Origin of the sequence: Aureimonas populi (genome assembly GCF_017815515.1) — a bacterium.
Taxonomy (GTDB): domain Bacteria; phylum Pseudomonadota; class Alphaproteobacteria; order Rhizobiales; family Rhizobiaceae; genus Aureimonas; species Aureimonas populi.
Window position 1 is genome coordinate 2,726,922 of the sequence record NZ_CP072611.1, and the last position, 16,332, is coordinate 2,743,253.

Here is a 16,332-nt window from a genome sequence, read left to right on the forward strand (position 1 = left end):
CTGCAAATGCGTCCCGATCGCGCATGCCGCGATCCAAGAACAATATGGATAGGAACTTGGCTGATGGCCGAACGAGCGCAGAACCTGCAGGACCTTTTCCTCAACACGGTTCGCAAGCAGAAGATTTCCCTGACCATCTTTCTCGTGAACGGCGTGAAGCTCACGGGCATCGTCACGTCCTTCGATAATTTTTGCGTGCTTCTGAGGCGCGACGGGCACTCGCAACTGGTCTATAAGCACGCCATATCCACGATCATGCCCTCGCAGCCCGTGCAGCTGTATGAAGGGGGCGACGAGAGCGAGAAGGCCTGATTGACCGAAGCCAGGAACAGCGGACCCAAGGGCCCGATCGAGCACCGGAGCGTGGCGACGCGGGCAGGGGTCTTCGTGCCCCTGCTGCGCCAGCCGGCCCCGGAAGAGGACGGTGTCGAGACCATTCGGCGGGAGGCCGACGAGCGCCTGGCCGAAGCAACGGGCCTTGCCGCCGCCATCGACCTTCACATCGTGGCGACGGCCACCATACCCGTTTCGAAGGCACGGCCGGCCACGCTCATCGGCAGCGGCAAGGTCGAGGAACTGAAGGAGCTGGTGGCGACCGAGGAACTCGGCCTCGTCATCATCGACCACCCGCTGACGCCCGTGCAGCAGAGAAATCTTGAGAAGGAGCTCGACACGAAGGTCATAGACCGGACGGGCCTCATCCTCGAGATTTTCGGTCGGCGCGCCCGGACCAAGGAAGGGCGCCTTCAGGTCGAGCTCGCCCATCTCAATTACCAGCGGGGCCGGCTCGTTCGTTCCTGGACCCACCTCGAGCGCCAGCGCGGCGGCGGCGGGTTCCTGGGGGGGCCGGGCGAAACGCAGATCGAGGCCGACCGCCGCCAACTGCAAGACAAGATCAAGCGGCTCGAGAAGGAACTGGACGCTGTTCGCCGGACGCGAACCCTCCACCGCGCCAAGCGGAAGAAGGCGCCCCATCCCGTCATCGCCCTTGTCGGCTATACGAATGCGGGAAAATCCACGCTGTTCAACGCGGTGACCGGCGCCGATGTTCTGGCGCAGGACCTGCTGTTCGCCACGCTCGACCCGACGCTGCGGCGCGTGACGCTCGCCAGGGGCACCGAGGTCATCTTCTCCGATACGGTGGGTTTCGTTTCCGATCTGCCGACCCACCTTGTCGCCGCCTTCCGTGCCACCCTGGAAGAGGTGATCGAAGCCGATCTGGTGCTTCACGTGCGCGACATGGCCAATCCCGATGCGCCGGGGCAGGCGGCCGATGTTCGCAAGATTCTGAGCGACCTCGGGATCGACGCATCGGACGCCGATCACGTGATCGAGGTTTGGAACAAGGTCGATCTTCTGGATGACGCCGGGCGGGAACGCTTGCTGCCAGCCTCCGAGGCGCGGGCCGGCGGCCAGAGCGTCCATGTCGTTTCAGCCCTGACCGGACAGGGGATCGGGCCCTTGCTGGCCGAGATCGAGGAGCGGATCGCCGGGCATGCGAGCGAAGCACGGCTTGAGGTGCCCGCGCACAATCTGACGCTGCTTCCCTGGCTTTACGAGAACGCGGCGGTGCGCGAGCGAACGGACATGGAGGACGGCGCCGTCCAGCTCGTGGTCGACCTCACCCGGCAGGCGCGCAACGACCTGCGCCGGCTGGGTAAGCGCTACCCGGACGTCTCGATCCTTTAAGCCGAGCCGGGCGCGACGGTCTGCGTCGTGCCCTCGTCGCGCTTCGCCGCCTGCCAGAGTGCTTCCATTTCGGGAAGGCTGGCCTCGGAAAGGCTTCTGCCCTGGGTGATAAGGGCGCGCTCGACCTTGCCGAAGCGCTCGCGGAACTTCATCACGGTGCGCCGAAGTGCCTTTTCCGGTTCGATATCCAGCCGGCGGCCGAGATTGACCGCGCAAAACAGGATGTCGCCGAGTTCGTCCTCCTGGGCATCGCGATCCTCCTGCACGAGCGCGACGGCCAGTTCGTCGGCCTCCTCCCGCAATTTGTCGAGGATGGGCGCCGGCTCCGTCCAGTCGAAGCCGACACTGGCCGCCTTCGCCTGGATTTTCTGCGCCAGCATGAGGGCTGGAAATGAACCGGCCACGGCATCGAGGAGCGCGAGCTTGCCATCCGGCTCCGGGCTGCCGGGCCATTCCGGGTTCCCCATCCCGGATGCGTTTCTCGTGGCGCGCTCGGCGTGCAACGAAGCACGCGCCGCCTTTTCCTCGGCCTTGATCCGTGCCCAGTGGATTTGCGCGGCATCCGCATTGCGTGCCTGCGCATCTCCGAAGACGTGCGGATGGCGTCGGATCATCTTCGTCGTGACGGTTTCCACCACGTCCGAGAAATCGAACAGCTCCGCTTCGGCCGCAAGCTGCGCGAAGTAGACGACCTGCAACAGCAGGTCTCCCAGTTCCTCCCGCAGATCGTCCGGATCGCGCCGCTCGATCGCATCGACGACCTCATAGGTCTCCTCGATGGTGAAGGGCACGATCGAATCGAAATCCTGCTCGACATCCCAAGGACAGCCGGCCTGCGGATCGCGCAGCGCGCGCATGATCTCGACAAGCCGTGTGACATCTCGCGAAGGCTGCATCGGAACACCTCGACCGTTCGGAACGGCCGCTTGTGGCGTGCTCAACCGACGCCGTCAACGTCCCATCGCGGCGAGTGGGAGCGAGGACAAGCCTGATTGGAAAAGCCCGGGCAGGTGAAGCCTGCCCGGGCCTTCGTTTTCGGATCATGCTGCTCTCAGACCCGTAGCAACAAGGCGTGGCCGAGCAGGCTCAGCTACAGCCGCTGGTCGAGCCGCATGTGTCGCATTTCAGGCATGTTCCGTTGCGGACCATGGTGAAGTTTGAGCACTCCGAGCAGCTGTCGCCGGTGTAGCCCTTCATCATCGCCTCGGCGCGGCGCTCGGCGGCCGTGGCGCGTGCAACGTTGGCGATATCCTTCTCCGTCGCAGAATAGGCGAGCGGGCTGTCGAAGAGGCCCTGCGCCGGCGAGGTGTCGGCCGAGGGGGCGGGTTCGGCCAGCGGGGCGCTTTCATAGTCGCGCTTGAAGGCCGTTACCGTGTTTCCCGAAGCAACCGCGACCGCCCCTCTGGGCGAAGCGACGGCGACAGCCGCGCCGCCCGTCGCCGACACGCGGGCGCCGCCGGGCGAGCCGGCCGCGGCCGTCGCTGGCTTGGAGCCATTGGCCGCCGCGCCGGAAGGCTGGGTTCCGGTAGCCGAGCCTTGCGGCTCGGCGGACGAGACGAGGCGGAACTTCGCCGTCTGCCCGCGCACCATTCCCGACGAGATCGGCAGCGGAGCCGGCTTGTCGCCCTCCACGCCGCGCCCGATCGAGGAGGAGCCGAACTCCTCGGGCTGGACATGGGCGAGATCGTGCCGGCCGAGATAGGAGACGGCCAGCTCGCGGAACACGTAGTCGAGGATCGACGTGGCGTTCTTGATGGCCTCGTTGCCCTGCACCATTCCGGCCGGCTCGAAGCGGGTGAAGGTGAAGGCCTCCACATACTCGTCCAGCGGCACGCCGAACTGGAGGCCGAGCGAGATGGCGATGGCGAAATTGTTCATCATCGCCCGGAAGGCCGCACCTTCCTTGTGCATGTCGATGAAGATTTCGCCCAGCCGGCCGTCATCGAACTCGCCGGTGCGCAGATACACCTTGTGCCCGCCGACGATGGCCTTCTGCGTGTAGCCCTTGCGCCGGTTCGGCAGCTTCTCGCGGTCGCGGATCACCTTCTCCACGATCCGCTCCACCACCCGCTCTGCGACTTCCGCCGCGCGCGCCGGGGCAGGAGCGGCGATCAGCGCCTCCGTCACCTCGGAGACGATGTCGTCCTCTTCCTCCTCCTCCGAGATCAGCGACGCGTTGAGCGGCTGGGAGAGCTTGGAGCCGTCGCGGTAGAGTGCGTTGGCCTTCAGCGCCAGCTTCCAGGACAGCATGTAGGCCGCGCCGCAATCCTCCACCGTGGCGTTGTTCGGCATGTTGATGGTCTTGGAGATCGCGCCCGAGATGAAGGGCTGCGCTGCCGCCATCATGCGGATGTGGCTCTCGACCGAGAGAGCCCGCTTGCCGATGCGCCCGCACGGGTTAGCGCAATCGAAGACGGGAAGATGCGCGTCCTTGAGGAAGGGGGCGCCCTCCAGCGTCATCGCGCCGCAGACATGGATATTGGCCTCCTCGATCTCGGCGCGCGAGAAGCCGAGGAAGGGCAGGAGCTCGAAGGAGAAGTCATTGAGCTGCTCTTCGGTGAGGCCCAGCGTTTCCTTGCAGAAATCCTCGCCCAGCGTCCATTTGTTGAAGACGAACTTGATGTCGAACGCCTGGCCGAGCGCGGCGTTCAGCGCGTCGATCTGCGCATCGCCGAAACCCTTCGCCCTCAGGGAGCCGGGGTTGATGGCGGGCGCCTGGTTCAGATTGCCGTGGCCGACCGCATAGGCCTCGATCTCGGCGATCTGGCTTTCGGAATAGCCGAGCGTGCGCAGCGCCTCAGGCACGGCGCGGTTGATGATCTTGAAATAGCCGCCGCCGGCGAGCTTCTTGAACTTCACGAGGGCGAAGTCCGGCTCGATGCCAGTGGTGTCGCAATCCATCACGAGGCCGATCGTGCCCGTGGGCGCGATGACGGAGACCTGCGCGTTGCGGTAGCCGTGCTTGTTTCCAAGCTCCACCGCCTCCGCCCAGACGCTCTTGGCGCGGGCCGAAAGGCGCTTGTCCTTCAGGCTGGAATGGTCGAGCGGCACGGGATCGACTGCCAGCCCCTCATAGCCGTTGGCCAGCCCCTGCGCGGCGCGGGCATGGTTGCGCATCACGCGCAGCATGCCCTCCGCGTTGCGCTCGTAGTCCGGGAAGGCACCCAGCTGCGAGGCCATCTCGGCGGAGGTCTTGTACGACGCGCCGGTCATGATGGCCGAGATCGCACCGCAGATCGCGCGCCCCTCGGACGAGTCGTAGGGGATGCCGGCCGTCATCAGGAGGCCGCCGATATTGGCGAAGCCGAGCCCCAGCGTGCGGTAGTCGTAGGAGCGCTGGGCGATCTCGCGCGAGGGGAACTGCGCCATCAGGACGGAGATCTCGAGGACGATGGTCCACAGGCGCGTGGCGTGCTCGAAGCTCTCTATATCGATGCTGTTCTTCGCGTCGCGGAACTGGAGAAGGTTCAGCGAGGCGAGATTGCACGCCGTGTCGTCAAGGAACATGTACTCCGAGCAGGGGTTCGACGCGTTGATGGCGCCGGCCGCTGCGCAGGTGTGCCAGTCGTTGATCGTGGTGTGGAACTGGATGCCTGGATCGGCGGACGCCCAGGCGGCATAACCGATCTTGTCCCACAGCTCGCGGGCCTTGACCGTCTTCACCACCTTGCCGGTGATGCGCGCGGTCAGCTCGTGCTCGCCGTCTTCCTCCACGGCCTGCAGGAACGCGTCGGTGACGCGCACCGAATTGTTCGAGTTCTGCCCGGAGACCGTAAGGTAGGCCTCCGAATCCCAGTCGGTATCGTAGACCGGGAAGTCGATGTCCGTGTAGCCCTGCCGCGCGAACTGGATGATGCGCTTGACGTAGTTCTCCGGCACCTGCGCCTTCTTGGCGTCCTTCACGGCACGCTTGAGGGCGGGATTCTTCATGGGGTCGAAGCAGTCTCCCTCCGGCCCCTCGCAGTTCACGCAGGCCGAGAGAATTGCCTTCAGGTGCCGAGACACGGTCTTGGAGCCGGTGACGAGCGCGGCGACCTTTTCCTCCTCGCGCACCTTCCACATGATGTAGTTTTCGATGTCGGGATGGTCGATGTCCACCACCACCATCTTGGCGGCGCGCCGGGTGGTGCCGCCCGACTTGATGGCGCCGGCCGCACGGTCGCCGATCTTCAGGAAGCTCATGAGGCCGGAGGACTTGCCGCCGCCCGACAGCTTCTCGCCCTCGCCGCGAAGCGCGGAGAAGTTGGAGCCCGTGCCGGACCCGTATTTGAACAGGCGCGCCTCACGCACCCACAGGTCCATGATGCCGCCCTCGTTGACGAGATCGTCGGCTACGGACTGGATGAAGCAGGCGTGCGGCTGCGGATGCTCGTAGGACGAGGCCGAGCGGGTCAGTTCGCCCGTGCGGTAGTCGACATAGAAATGGCCCTGGCCGGGGCCGTCGATTCCATAGGCCCAGTGCAGGCCGGTGTTGAACCATTGCGGGGAGTTGGGCGCCACCTTCTGCGTCGCCAGCATGTGGGCCAGCTCGTCGCGGAAGGCGCGCGCGTCGTCCTCGCTGGCGAAATAGCCGCCCTTCCAGCCCCAGTAGGTCCAGGTGCCGGCCAGCCGGTCGAAAACCTGCCGCGCATCCGTCTCCGGGCCGGTGCGCTCATCCTCGGGGAGGGCGGCCAGCTTGTCCTCGTCCGCGACGGAACGCCAGAGGAAGGAAGGAACGTCGTTCTCCTCCACCCGCTTGAGGTGCTTGGGGACACCGGCCTTGCGGAAATACTTCTGCGCCAGGATATCGGACGCGACCTGGCTGAACTGCGCAGGCACGTCGATGTCGGCAAGGCGGAAGACGACCGAGCCGTCTGGGTTGCGGATCTCGCTCGTCGCCTTGCGGAATTCCACGGACGCGTAGGCGCCGCCGTCCGCAGTCGTGTATCTGCGCTCGACCTTCATGCCCATGAACTTACCCTTATGATCTTGCGCCCCTGATTCTCGCGACCGTCGGGCCGGCGGGGCAGGGGCAATAGCTGGAACAACCGAGTCAGTCGACGCTAGGCGTTGTGGCTGTCCTCAATCTTGCGCCCAATATATGGGATTCCGTGCGTAAGCGAAGTTAAAATCGGCTCGCAATCGGAGTTTGTATCGGACCTCTGTGGATAACGAGCAAAGGCGATGCGCAGGACGATTTCGCCTTGCGTTGTGGCCAAACGGCTCGCACGGGCGTATGCCGCTTGGAAACGCCTTGAAAACCAAGATCATCGAACGCACGGCAGATTCGCCAAGTCGCTTTGCGTTCGCTCCCTGTTTGAACTTATCCTGAAACACAACCTTCGGTAGAGGCGTGTAGGCGATGACTGGAGAAGGCTGGGCGCAGGTTTATCGCGACGGCAGCGTTTTGGACGCGGAGTCGACTGCGGGGTGCCGCTCGCTTATCGATTCCGCGCCCGAGCAAGCCTTCGATCGAATCTCCCATCTGGCGGCCATCGTCCTGCAGGCTCCCGTCTCTCTCGTTTCGGTGATCGACGAGCGTCGCAATTACTTCAAGAGTGCCTACGGCCTTCCGCCCGCGCTGGTCGGGCTGCGGGAAATTCCGGTCAGCCATTCCTACTGCCGCCATGTACAGGCCACCGGCGAGGCGGTGGCGGTGGGGGAAACGGATGGTCACGCGCTCGTCGGCGATAATCCGGCGAACGTCGAGTTCGGCGTCCATGCCTATCTGGGAGAGCCCGTGCTGCGCGGCGACGGCGCGGTCGCCTGCACCCTGTGCGTCCTGGACTTCAAGCCCCGCGACTGGTCGATGGAGGAAAAGCGCACCCTGCGCGATCTCGCCGACATCCTGCAGACCGAATTATTGCTGCGCGAGGAGGTCCGCGTCCGCCAGGCGGCGGAAAGCCGGGGCGTAATGCTGCTGCGCGAGATGGAGCATCGCGTGAAGAACAGCCTCTCCACCGTGCAGGCGATCATCAGCCTCTCGCTGCGCACCGAGACGGATATCGAAAAGCTGCGCAAGTCCCTGTCGGACCGGATCTCCTCACTGGCCAAGACCCATGACCTGCTGCTGGACGGAGATCGCCATGGCGCCACGCTGAAGGCGATCATGGTGTCGGAGTTGCGGCATTACGATTCCGATGGCCGCGTGCGCATAGACGTCGGCGATATCGCGCTTTCCTCGCCCGATGCCGTGGTCTTCGGCCTCGTCATTCACGAACTGACCACCAACGCCGCCAAGTACGGCGCCCTCAGGGACGGTGGCCGCGTCGATGTCCATTGCCGGGTCGAATCGGACGATGGCGAGCGAAGGCTCCTGCTGCGGTGGCGGGAGACCGGAGTCCGGCTGGTTGACGCTCCGCGGAACGCCGGCTTCGGAACCAGCCTGCTGGAGAACCTGGTAATCCGCCAGTATGACGGCCGCATCGAACGGGAATGGCGGCCCGAAGGGCTCGACCTGACGGCGAGGATGACGATCGCGCGCGTGCGCTGATGCCGGGTATGCGCCTCTCCCTATCCCGGAACACCCTTGCCTATGGGGGCCTGGAAGGTAAGGCCCAGATCCCAGGGGAAGAAGATCCACGTGTCCTGGCTTACCTCGGTGATGAACGTATCGACCAGCGGGCGCCCCTTGGGCTTGGCATAGACCGTTGCGAAATGGGCCTTCGGCAGCATCGCGCGCACCAGCGCGGCGGTCTTGCCCGTATCGGTGAGGTCATCGACGATGAGGATGCCCTCGCCATCGTCCACACGAAGCTCCGGGGCGATATCCTTGAGGACCTGAAGCTCCCCCTGCTTGTCGTACTCGTGATACGAGGCAATGCAGACCGTTTCGATCAGGCGGGTGCCCAGTTCGCGCGCGATGATCGCCGCCGGGACGAGCCCGCCGCGGGTGATGCAGACGATCGCCTTCCAGTCCGAGCGTTGCCCGGCCAGGCGCCATGCCAGCGCGCGGGCGTCCCGGTGGAACTGTTCCCATGAAACGGGGAAGGATTTCTCGGTCGTCGACATCATATCTCTCCATGAAGCGTCGGCTGCGATAGCTTGCCCGCTCTTGAGGAGCAAGGCTTGCCGGTCCGCCGCCGCCGCAAAGGCAAGGAACGCACAGATGATCGCACGGCGCCGGCGCGCGCTTCTGCTCGTGGCTCTTCTTCCGGTACTCTACGCGCTCTTGTCCTATCTGCTGCTTCCAGACCTCTGGTACGAGCGCGACGAGTCCCGTCCGCTGGCCGAGATGCTGACGCGAACGGCGGACGATCTGGCGGGCGATCCCATCAATGTCGAGATCGTCGGTGCGCGCTCCGCGCTCGTGGCGGCGATGAATGCCGCCGGCTGGGCGCCGGCCGATCCGATTACGGCGCGAACGAGCGCCGACATCATCGGCAGCGTGCTGCTGGATCGGCCGTATAGGGACGCGCCCGTTAGCCCACTCTTCTACGATGGTCGCCGTGAGGATCTGGCGTTCGAGAAGGCGGCCGGCATCAGCGCGGACCGGCGCCAGCATGTGCGGCTCTGGGCGATGGGCGGGGATGGAGGGCAGGCGCGCTGGCTCGGCGCCGTCACCTTCGATGCGGGCGTTGGGCTCAGCCACTATACCGGCCAGGTCACGCACGACATCTCGCCCCGCATCGACGACGCCCGCCAGGCGCTGGTCTCCGACCTCGAGGCCACGGGGCTTGTGGCGCAGACCTCGTCGATCGCGGGGCGCGGGGCCACGGATAAGGGCCGGAACGGGGAGGGCGACCTCTACGTGACCGACGGCCGCGCCGCGCTGCTCGTCCTACGCTGAAGGGCGGCTGGAAACGATCTGGGCCAGCATCTCCTCGACATCGGCCTTCGCCGCGCTCAACGCGGCGGCGTCGCGCGAGCGCAGGACGATCTCGGCATGGAAATACGTGCCCTCATATTTGGGATAGGAGCCAATGGCGACGCCGGGATGTCTTTTCTGGATATCCGCGAGCGGCCCGCCGATCTCGCCTTCGCCGAAGGGGCAGTGAAGGGTCTCGCTCGAGATCGCCCGGCCGTGCGGCAGGCCCGCCATGACATTGTCGAGCATGGCCTGGAAGATCGAGGGCACGCCTGCCATCACATGGACGTTCTCGACCCTGAAGCCGGGCGCCACGGAGACCGGGTTGTCGATTAGCTCCGCGCCCGTCGGCGTGCGCGCCATCCGCTTGCGAGCCTCGGTGAACTCCAGCTTCCTGGCCCGATAGTTCTCTGCCAGCCGCTCATAGGCCTGCGGATGGTAGTCGACCGGCAGGCCGAAGGCCTGGCCGACGGCATCGGCGGTGATGTCGTCATGCGTAGGGCCGATGCCGCCGGAGGTGAAGACATAAGTGTAGGAGCGGCGCAGGGCATTGATCGCGGAAGCGATCGCATCGGCCTCGTCCGCCACGATGCGCACCTCCTTCAGGTCGATCCCCGCCAGTGTCAGCACGTCGGCGAGATGGCCGATGTTGCGATCCTTGGTGCGGCCCGACAGAAGCTCGTCGCCGATGGCGAGCATGGCGGCGGTTTGCGGCAGGATGTCAGGCATGAGGGCGATCCGATCGTTGCACCGATCAGGATCGGTTCCCCATGCCGGCGGCAATTGCAAGCCATGCCGAGCGGTAGACGGTGCGTTTCGGTTCTCCGGGCTCGCCAATTCCGCCCGCCGCGCCCTAAGTGCGGCAACAGTCAAACGCACAACGGAGTGACGACATGGCGAAAGTGCTGGTTCTCTACTATTCGAGCTACGGCCACATCGAGACGATGGCGAAGGCCGTCGCCGAAGGCGCGAAGGCAGGCGGGGCCGAGGTCGATATAAAGCGCGTACCGGAAACGGCCCCGGCCGACGTCGCGGCCGCCGCGGGCTTCAAGACGAACCACGACTTCCCCGAAGCCCAGCCGGACGAACTGGCTCATTACGATGCCATCATCGTCGGCGCGCCGACCCGCTTCGGCAACATGTCCTCCCAGATGGGCTCGTTCTGGGACCGCACCGGCGGATTGTGGGCGCAGGGTAAGCTGATCGGCAAGGTCGGCGGCGCGTTCACCTCCTCGGCCAGCCAGCACGGCGGCAACGAAGCCACGCTCCTCTCGATCCACAAGACCCTTCTCCACCACGGCCTTCTCATCGTGGGCCTGCCGTATGCATACGCAGGCCAGATGGGCGTGGACGAAGTCGTGGGCGGCTCGCCCTACGGCGCGACCACGATCGCGGCCGGCGACGGATCGCGCCAGCCGAGCGAACGTGAATTGGAAGGGGCCCGTTTCCAGGGCCAGCACATCGCCCAGATCGCCGGCAAGCTCAGCGCCTGACCGGCCTTAAAGACGCGAAGGAAGGAGGCCGATCCGCAAGGACCGGCCTCCTCGGTTTCGCATCAAGCGATTACAAGGACCGGTCGGCATACCGCGGCCGGCGGTCATCAGCGGCGATCGGCCGCCCTTCGGGGTGACAGCGCCTCTTCACGCGAGAAAGGCGAGACCGACGACTCGTCCGACTCCAGCGCGCGGCGCAGATTGTCGAGCGCGCGATTGCCGTCCACCAGCCGCTCCAGAAGAGCGGACTGGGTGCTGGCCGCCACCGACTCCCGGCCGGCATCGGCCTCCATCGGAAACAGGGAGCGCTGGATGTGAACTGCCATTCCCTCGCCCTCCGCTTCGTGGCCCGGCGCATGAATGAATTTCACAATAGAACACGATCCGTGATGCACCTCAATGCTCGCGCCCGGCTTGTTTCTCCACCCGGCTATCGAAGAGGAAATCCAGTCGTCCTCAGTCGCCAGGGGAGTGTTTTGGGAGAATGCACCTGCTCTGAAACCGTCTCGGGACGTCGTGAACGGCATCGAGAAAGATGCTAGGGAGGGCGCGATGCGGGCTTGGCGAAATGGTAAACGCAGCAGACTTAAAATCTGCCGGCCTCGGTCTTGCGGGTTCGAGTCCCGCAGCCCGCACCACTCTTCGGGGTAGGGACTGTGCCGCATGATCGGAACGGGCCGGTGGCGGCGGCTTTACAAATCCGTGTCGATAGGGAATAGCCGTACCGGAAAGTTCGGCTTGGCAAGAAAGGGGCGTCAGATGGTGGTTCAGACCTCGATCCGCGGAGTCGCGTCCCTGATTATCGGTGCCGGCGCCCTCTAGCCGTCGACGCTGCCCGGCAGCCTCCGGCGCGAAGAGCGCGTCCGGCCGCGAGCCGCCCCGTGACCGGGCCGCCGCGTCTGATACCGCCGAATCCTCGGCAGACAGCCTTCCGGGACGCGCATCCAGAATGCGGCCCGCACGAAAAGCCAGAACAATGACCCCCTTGGAATTCCGCGATCATGTCGCGCAGGCGCAGGACGCGCTGCGCATGCTCTTTCCCGAAACGCCGCTGCAACTCAACGAGCATCTCTCGAAGCGCTACGGGGCCAGGATCTTCCTGAAGCGCGAGGACCTGACGCCTGTGCGCTCCTACAAGATCCGCGGCGCGTTCAATTTCATGCGCAAGCGGATCGAGGCGGGGCAGGCGGCCGCGAGCTTCACCTGCGCCTCGGCCGGCAACCACGCACAGGGCTTCGCCTTCGCCTGCCGCCATTTCGGCCTCAGGGGCCGCATCTTCATGCCGGTCACGACGCCCCAGCAGAAGATCGACAAGACCCGGGTCTTCGGGGGCGAGGCGGTCGAGATCGAGCTGGTCGGCGATTTCTTCGACGATTGCTATGCCGCCGCGAAGGCTTACGCCGCCGAGACGGGCGCGGCCATGGTGCCGCCGTTCGACCACGAGGACATCGTGGAGGGGCAGGCTAGCGTGGCCGCCGAGATCGTCCGCCAGCTCGGCGGCGAGACGCCGGACATGCTCGTTCTGCCCGTTGGCGGCGGCGGGCTTGCCTCGGGACTGGTGCGCTATTTTGAAGGCGAAGACGAGCCCGAGTTCCGTTTCGTGGAGCCGCTGGGCGCGCCCAGCCTGCGCACCTCCATCGAAGAGGGCCGGCTGGTCAAGCTGCCGCAGCTCGACGGGTTCGTGGATGGCGCGGCGGTGGCCGAGATCGGCCGCCTGCCGTTCGAGACGCTGGGACGGTTCCCCGCGCAGAACGTTATCCTTTCCCCCGAGGGCAGCATCTGCCAGACCATGCTGGAGATGCTGAACGTTGAGGGCATCGTGGTCGAGCCGGCCGGCTCGCTCGCCATCGACGCGCTACGGCAGCTTCAGGGCGAAATCTCGGGAAAGACGCTCGTCCTTGTGGTCTCTGGCGGCAATTTCGACTTCGAGCGCCTTCCGGACGTGAAGGAACGCGCTTTGCGCTTTGAGGGCCGCAAGAAGTACTTCATCCTGCGCCTGGCGCAGCGGCCGGGCGCGCTGAAGGATTTCCTCCAGCTTCTCGGCCCGGACGACGATATCGCCCGCTTCGAATATCTAAAGAAGTCGGCACGCGACTTCGGTTCCATCCTCCTCGGCATCGAGACCAGGGACGCCGGCAATTTCGACGGCCTTTTGAAGCGATTCGACGCGGAAGGCATCCGCTACGAGGATATCAGCGACAATCAGGTGATCGCCGATCTTCTGATCTGAGGCCGGGCGGCCGCGCGCCCGCTCTCAGCGCACCTCCAGCCGCTCGATCCAGCCGGCGATGGCGTCCACCACGATGCCCGTCGTCGCGGGCGAGAACATGTCTCCGGCCAGCATGTGGCCCGTCGGGTCGCTCGTCTGCGGAACGAGCAGCACCTCGCTGGGCCCGCCCCAGCGCTGGATGACCCTCTCGGTCTCCAGCGGGTCGACGATCTGGTCGTTCGGAGAATAGAGAAAGAGCGCCGGCAAGCCGATCGCGGAAAAGTCCAGCCCGCGCACGTGGCTCGTCAGGGCGGCCATCGGCAGGAGCGCGTCGGAGGGCAGGCTCACCGTCTGGGGCGCGCCGCCCGGCATGGCGGGAAGCGAAAGGTCGAGAGTGCCGCCGGTGAGGAAGCCAACCACGTCACGCCCATAGGGGGCTGTCAGAAGCGGGGCCCGCCAGTCGTTGATGCGATAGTTCGGCGAGATCAGGACGAGGCCGTCCACGCCTTCCATGAAGCCGGGCAGGGCGGCGCCCCAGCTTGCCAGCGCACCGCCGTTGGAGGTGCCGATGACCACGACCCGTTCGCCCAGATGACGCGCGATCCCCACCGCCTCGGCGAGATCGTTGAGCCAATCGTTCGCCGTCGGCTCGGCCAGGTCGGCAAGATCGCCTCCGTGGCCGGAAAGGCGGGTCAGGTAGAGGTTCGCGCCCAGCCGGCGCGAGACCTCTTGCGGCACCGGGGCCATCTCGCGCTTGTCGCCCGAGAAGCCGTGCACATAGACCAGCGCCAGCGGCGTCTTGGCGCGGGATGCGGGGTAGGCCCAGACGATCTCCTTGGCCGTTTGCGGGCCGATGCCGGGCACGCAGGTTTCCTGCCGGGAGAGATAGAGGTCCGGATCGCGGCCTATGCTGGCGGGATCGAAGCGGATCGTGACGTCCACGGGCTCACGCGGCCCGAAAAGCCACAGCGCGGCGGCGCCAAGAACGACAATCAATAGAAAAAGCAGGCCGAGACGCAGCTTCAGGCGGCGGGACATGGGCAACCTACGGCATGAAAAGGGGAAGCGCGCCCTGGAGGAGGGCGCGCTTCCCGCTGGGTGTCATGAGATCAAAGCGACAGTCGATAGCGCAGATAGCCGTCGTCGGTGTCGCCCGCCGGCTCCAGGGAGACGCCCGTGAGCGCCTCCGCATAGGCCCGGCTCCCCGGCCCAGTCATGAACTCGACCACGGTCCCCTCCGCCGACGCGAAGCTCCAATTGTCGTCGGCGGAAGGGTTCACCGTGCCTTCCTGCACGATATAGCGCACGAGAACGTCGCGGTTGGCATCAGGCGCGACGAAGATCACCTTCGACGCATCGATGCCGGGGAAGTTGCCACCGCCGCCCGCCCGGTAATTGTTGGTCGCGACAATGAACTCCTGCGTCTCGTCGATGGGCTGGCCCTCATAAGCGAGATCGACGATGCGGTGCGCACTCTCGTCCACGAGGTTTCCGTCCGAATCGTAACGGGCCGGCTGTGTCACGTCGATGCGGTAGGTCACACCGTCGATAACGTCGAAATTATAGGACGGGAAACCCTCGGCGATGAGCGCCTGATCCGTGGAGCCGGGTTCGATCCGGTTGAAGATGCCCGCCGACATTTCCAGCCATTCGCGCACCTCGGCCCCCGTGATCTTCACCGCCTGCAGCGTGTTGGGGTAGAGATAGAGGTCGGCGACATTGCGGATCGCGATGGGGCCGGCCTCGATATCGGTATAGTAGTCCGGCCCGCTGCGGCCGCCGGACTTGAAGGGCGCGGCCGCCGAAAGCAGCGGCAGGGCCGCGTGCTCCGTGGTGGACAGGATGTCGCGCAGATACCAGAGTTGCGCCTGGTTGACGATTTGCACCGAGGGATCGTCCGCCACCAGCGCAAAATAGGAATGGAGCGGCGCGGACGCCTCGCCGACGGGCGTGCGAACATATTCGAGCGTCGCCTCGTGCTCGGCGCGCACGGACTCCTCCACCGCCGCGTCGCTTTCCACCAGCGCCACGGTCTCGCGCTCGACGCGCTCGAAAATCGGACGAAGCTCCTGGGAAGACGAGACGATGCGCCAGCCATCGCCGTCATGCTCGAGAAGCAGATCGACGAGACCCAGATGCGAGCCCCAGAAGCCCGCCATGACAGCCGGTTTGCCATGCAGCGTGCCGGCGGAAACGTCGACACCCTCGATGCCGTCAAAATCCTCGCTGGGAAACCGCCGATGCTGGTGGCCCGTCATGATGACGTCAATGCCTTCGACACGGGCCAGTTGCAGCGACGCGTTCTCGGCCGTGTCGCCGTCGTCTCCCACGATCCCGGAATGCGAGAGCGCCACCACGATATCGGCCCCTTCCTCGCGCAGGCGCGGGACCAGCGCCTCGGCCGCCTCCAGGATGGGGCGCGCCGAGACGTTGCCCGTGAGGTGCTGGGCGTCCCATACCATGATCTGCGGGGGCACGAATCCGATGACGCCGATGCGGATCGGACGGCGGGAGCCGTCGCCGAGCTCGATCTCGCGGTCGAGGATCGTGTAGGGTGGCACGAGGTGCTCGTCTTCCAGGGGGCTGGCGCCCAACTCGCCCCGCGCGACATTGGCCGAGACGATCGGGAAGTCCGCACCGTCGAGCGCGTTGGCCAGGAACTCCAGCCCATAGTTGAATTCGTGGTTGCCCAGCGTGCCGGCATCGTAGCCGAGCGTGTTCATCGCGGTGACGATGGGGTGCTCGTTTCCGGCATCCATGCCGCGCTCATAGGCGATGTAGTCTCCCATCGGGTTGCCCTGCAGGAAGTCGCCATTGTCGAACAGCATCGCATTGGTCGCCTCGCCGCGAATCTCGCTCACGATGGAGGCTGTGCGCGCCAGGCCCACCGACGCGCTCTCGCGGTCGGCGTAATAGTCGTAAGGATAGACATGCACGTGAAGGTCGGTGGTTTCCATCAGCCGCAGATGCGCCTGGTTCTCCTGCGCGCGCGCCGAGAACGGGTGCAATGCGGCGGCACCGGCCATAGCGGCTGACCCCGCGAGGAAGCCACGACGCGAGATCGCGGTGGAGGAAAGGGCGTCGGCTCGCTTCATTCGTATGCTCCTTGCGACAGGATGGGAGGGCTCCGCCATATCGTGGCCGTGCGACGATCC

13 protein-coding genes and 1 tRNA gene are annotated in these 16,332 nt (G+C 65.6%); 7 read left to right on the top strand and 7 right to left on the bottom strand.

Annotation, left to right across the window (positions count from 1 at the left end):
• The first annotated feature begins 63 nt into the window (after positions 1-63).
• Together hfq and hflX are read left to right on the top strand one after the other, a co-directional pair.
• Positions 64-312, top strand: a complete 249-nt coding sequence (hfq, locus tag J7654_RS12845; RefSeq protein ID WP_209736299.1) for an RNA chaperone Hfq — start codon at positions 64-66, stop codon at positions 310-312.
• Entirely contained in the window at positions 313-1,689 is a 1,377-nt protein-coding gene (hflX, locus tag J7654_RS12850; protein ID WP_377946425.1) for a GTPase HflX, read from the top strand.
• Here the strand turns inward: hflX and mazG are convergent.
• Positions 1,686-2,585: a nucleoside triphosphate pyrophosphohydrolase gene (mazG, locus tag J7654_RS12855; protein WP_209736300.1), complete on the bottom strand. Its 900-nt coding sequence runs from the start codon at positions 2,583-2,585 to the stop codon at positions 1,686-1,688. The two genes, hflX and mazG, sit on opposite strands and share 4 nt — an antisense overlap.
• Positions 2,586-2,775: 190 nt before the next feature.
• Positions 2,776-6,633: a vitamin B12-dependent ribonucleotide reductase gene (locus J7654_RS12860; RefSeq protein WP_209740528.1), complete on the bottom strand. Its 3,858-nt coding sequence runs from the start codon at positions 6,631-6,633 to the stop codon at positions 2,776-2,778.
• Between the two features lie 397 nt (positions 6,634-7,030).
• Between J7654_RS12860 and J7654_RS12865 the strand changes: the two genes are divergently transcribed.
• Complete coding sequence (locus J7654_RS12865) at positions 7,031-8,161, top strand: HWE histidine kinase domain-containing protein (RefSeq protein ID WP_209736301.1); 1,131 nt, start codon at positions 7,031-7,033, stop codon at positions 8,159-8,161.
• Positions 8,162-8,181: 20 nt separating this feature from the next.
• Here the strand turns inward: J7654_RS12865 and gpt are convergent, their stop codons facing one another.
• A complete protein-coding gene (gpt, locus tag J7654_RS12870) occupies positions 8,182-8,679 on the bottom strand; it encodes a xanthine phosphoribosyltransferase (protein WP_209740530.1) in 498 nt (165 codons plus the stop codon).
• A gap of 97 nt (positions 8,680-8,776) precedes the next feature.
• Here gpt and J7654_RS12875 point away from each other — a divergent pair, with 97 nt between their 5' ends.
• A complete protein-coding gene (locus tag J7654_RS12875; RefSeq protein ID WP_209736302.1) occupies positions 8,777-9,457 on the top strand; it encodes an LssY C-terminal domain-containing protein in 681 nt (226 codons plus the stop codon).
• Here the strand turns inward: J7654_RS12875 and J7654_RS12880 are convergent.
• Positions 9,449-10,204, bottom strand: a complete 756-nt coding sequence (locus tag J7654_RS12880; protein ID WP_209736303.1) for a competence/damage-inducible protein A — start codon at positions 10,202-10,204, stop codon at positions 9,449-9,451. The genes J7654_RS12875 and J7654_RS12880 overlap by 9 nt on opposite strands.
• Positions 10,205-10,368: 164 nt before the next feature.
• On the opposite strand from J7654_RS12880, the gene wrbA reads away from it, so the two are divergent.
• Positions 10,369-10,968, top strand: coding sequence for an NAD(P)H:quinone oxidoreductase (gene wrbA / locus J7654_RS12885; RefSeq protein ID WP_209736304.1), 600 nt, complete (start codon positions 10,369-10,371; stop codon positions 10,966-10,968).
• Positions 10,969-11,075: 107 nt separating this feature from the next.
• Here the strand turns inward: wrbA and J7654_RS12890 are convergent, their stop codons facing one another.
• Positions 11,076-11,294, bottom strand: coding sequence for a hypothetical protein (locus J7654_RS12890; RefSeq protein ID WP_209736305.1), 219 nt, complete (start codon positions 11,292-11,294; stop codon positions 11,076-11,078).
• Between the two features lie 228 nt (positions 11,295-11,522).
• On the opposite strand from J7654_RS12890, the gene J7654_RS12895 reads away from it, so the two are divergent.
• A tRNA-Leu gene (locus J7654_RS12895) sits at positions 11,523-11,606 on the top strand.
• 338 nt (positions 11,607-11,944) lie between these two features.
• Complete coding sequence (ilvA, locus tag J7654_RS12900) at positions 11,945-13,198, top strand: threonine ammonia-lyase IlvA (RefSeq protein WP_209736306.1); 1,254 nt, start codon at positions 11,945-11,947, stop codon at positions 13,196-13,198.
• Positions 13,199-13,222: 24 nt separating this feature from the next.
• Here ilvA and J7654_RS12905 read toward each other — a convergent pair whose 3' ends face one another.
• Positions 13,223-14,215 carry an alpha/beta hydrolase gene (locus J7654_RS12905; RefSeq protein ID WP_209736307.1) on the bottom strand — a complete coding sequence of 331 codons (993 nt, stop codon included), beginning with the start codon at positions 14,213-14,215 and terminating at the stop codon, positions 13,223-13,225.
• A gap of 71 nt (positions 14,216-14,286) precedes the next feature.
• Entirely contained in the window at positions 14,287-16,272 is a 1,986-nt protein-coding gene (locus J7654_RS12910; RefSeq protein WP_209736308.1) for a bifunctional 2',3'-cyclic-nucleotide 2'-phosphodiesterase/3'-nucleotidase, read from the bottom strand.
• Positions 16,273-16,332: the final 60 nt, after the last annotated feature.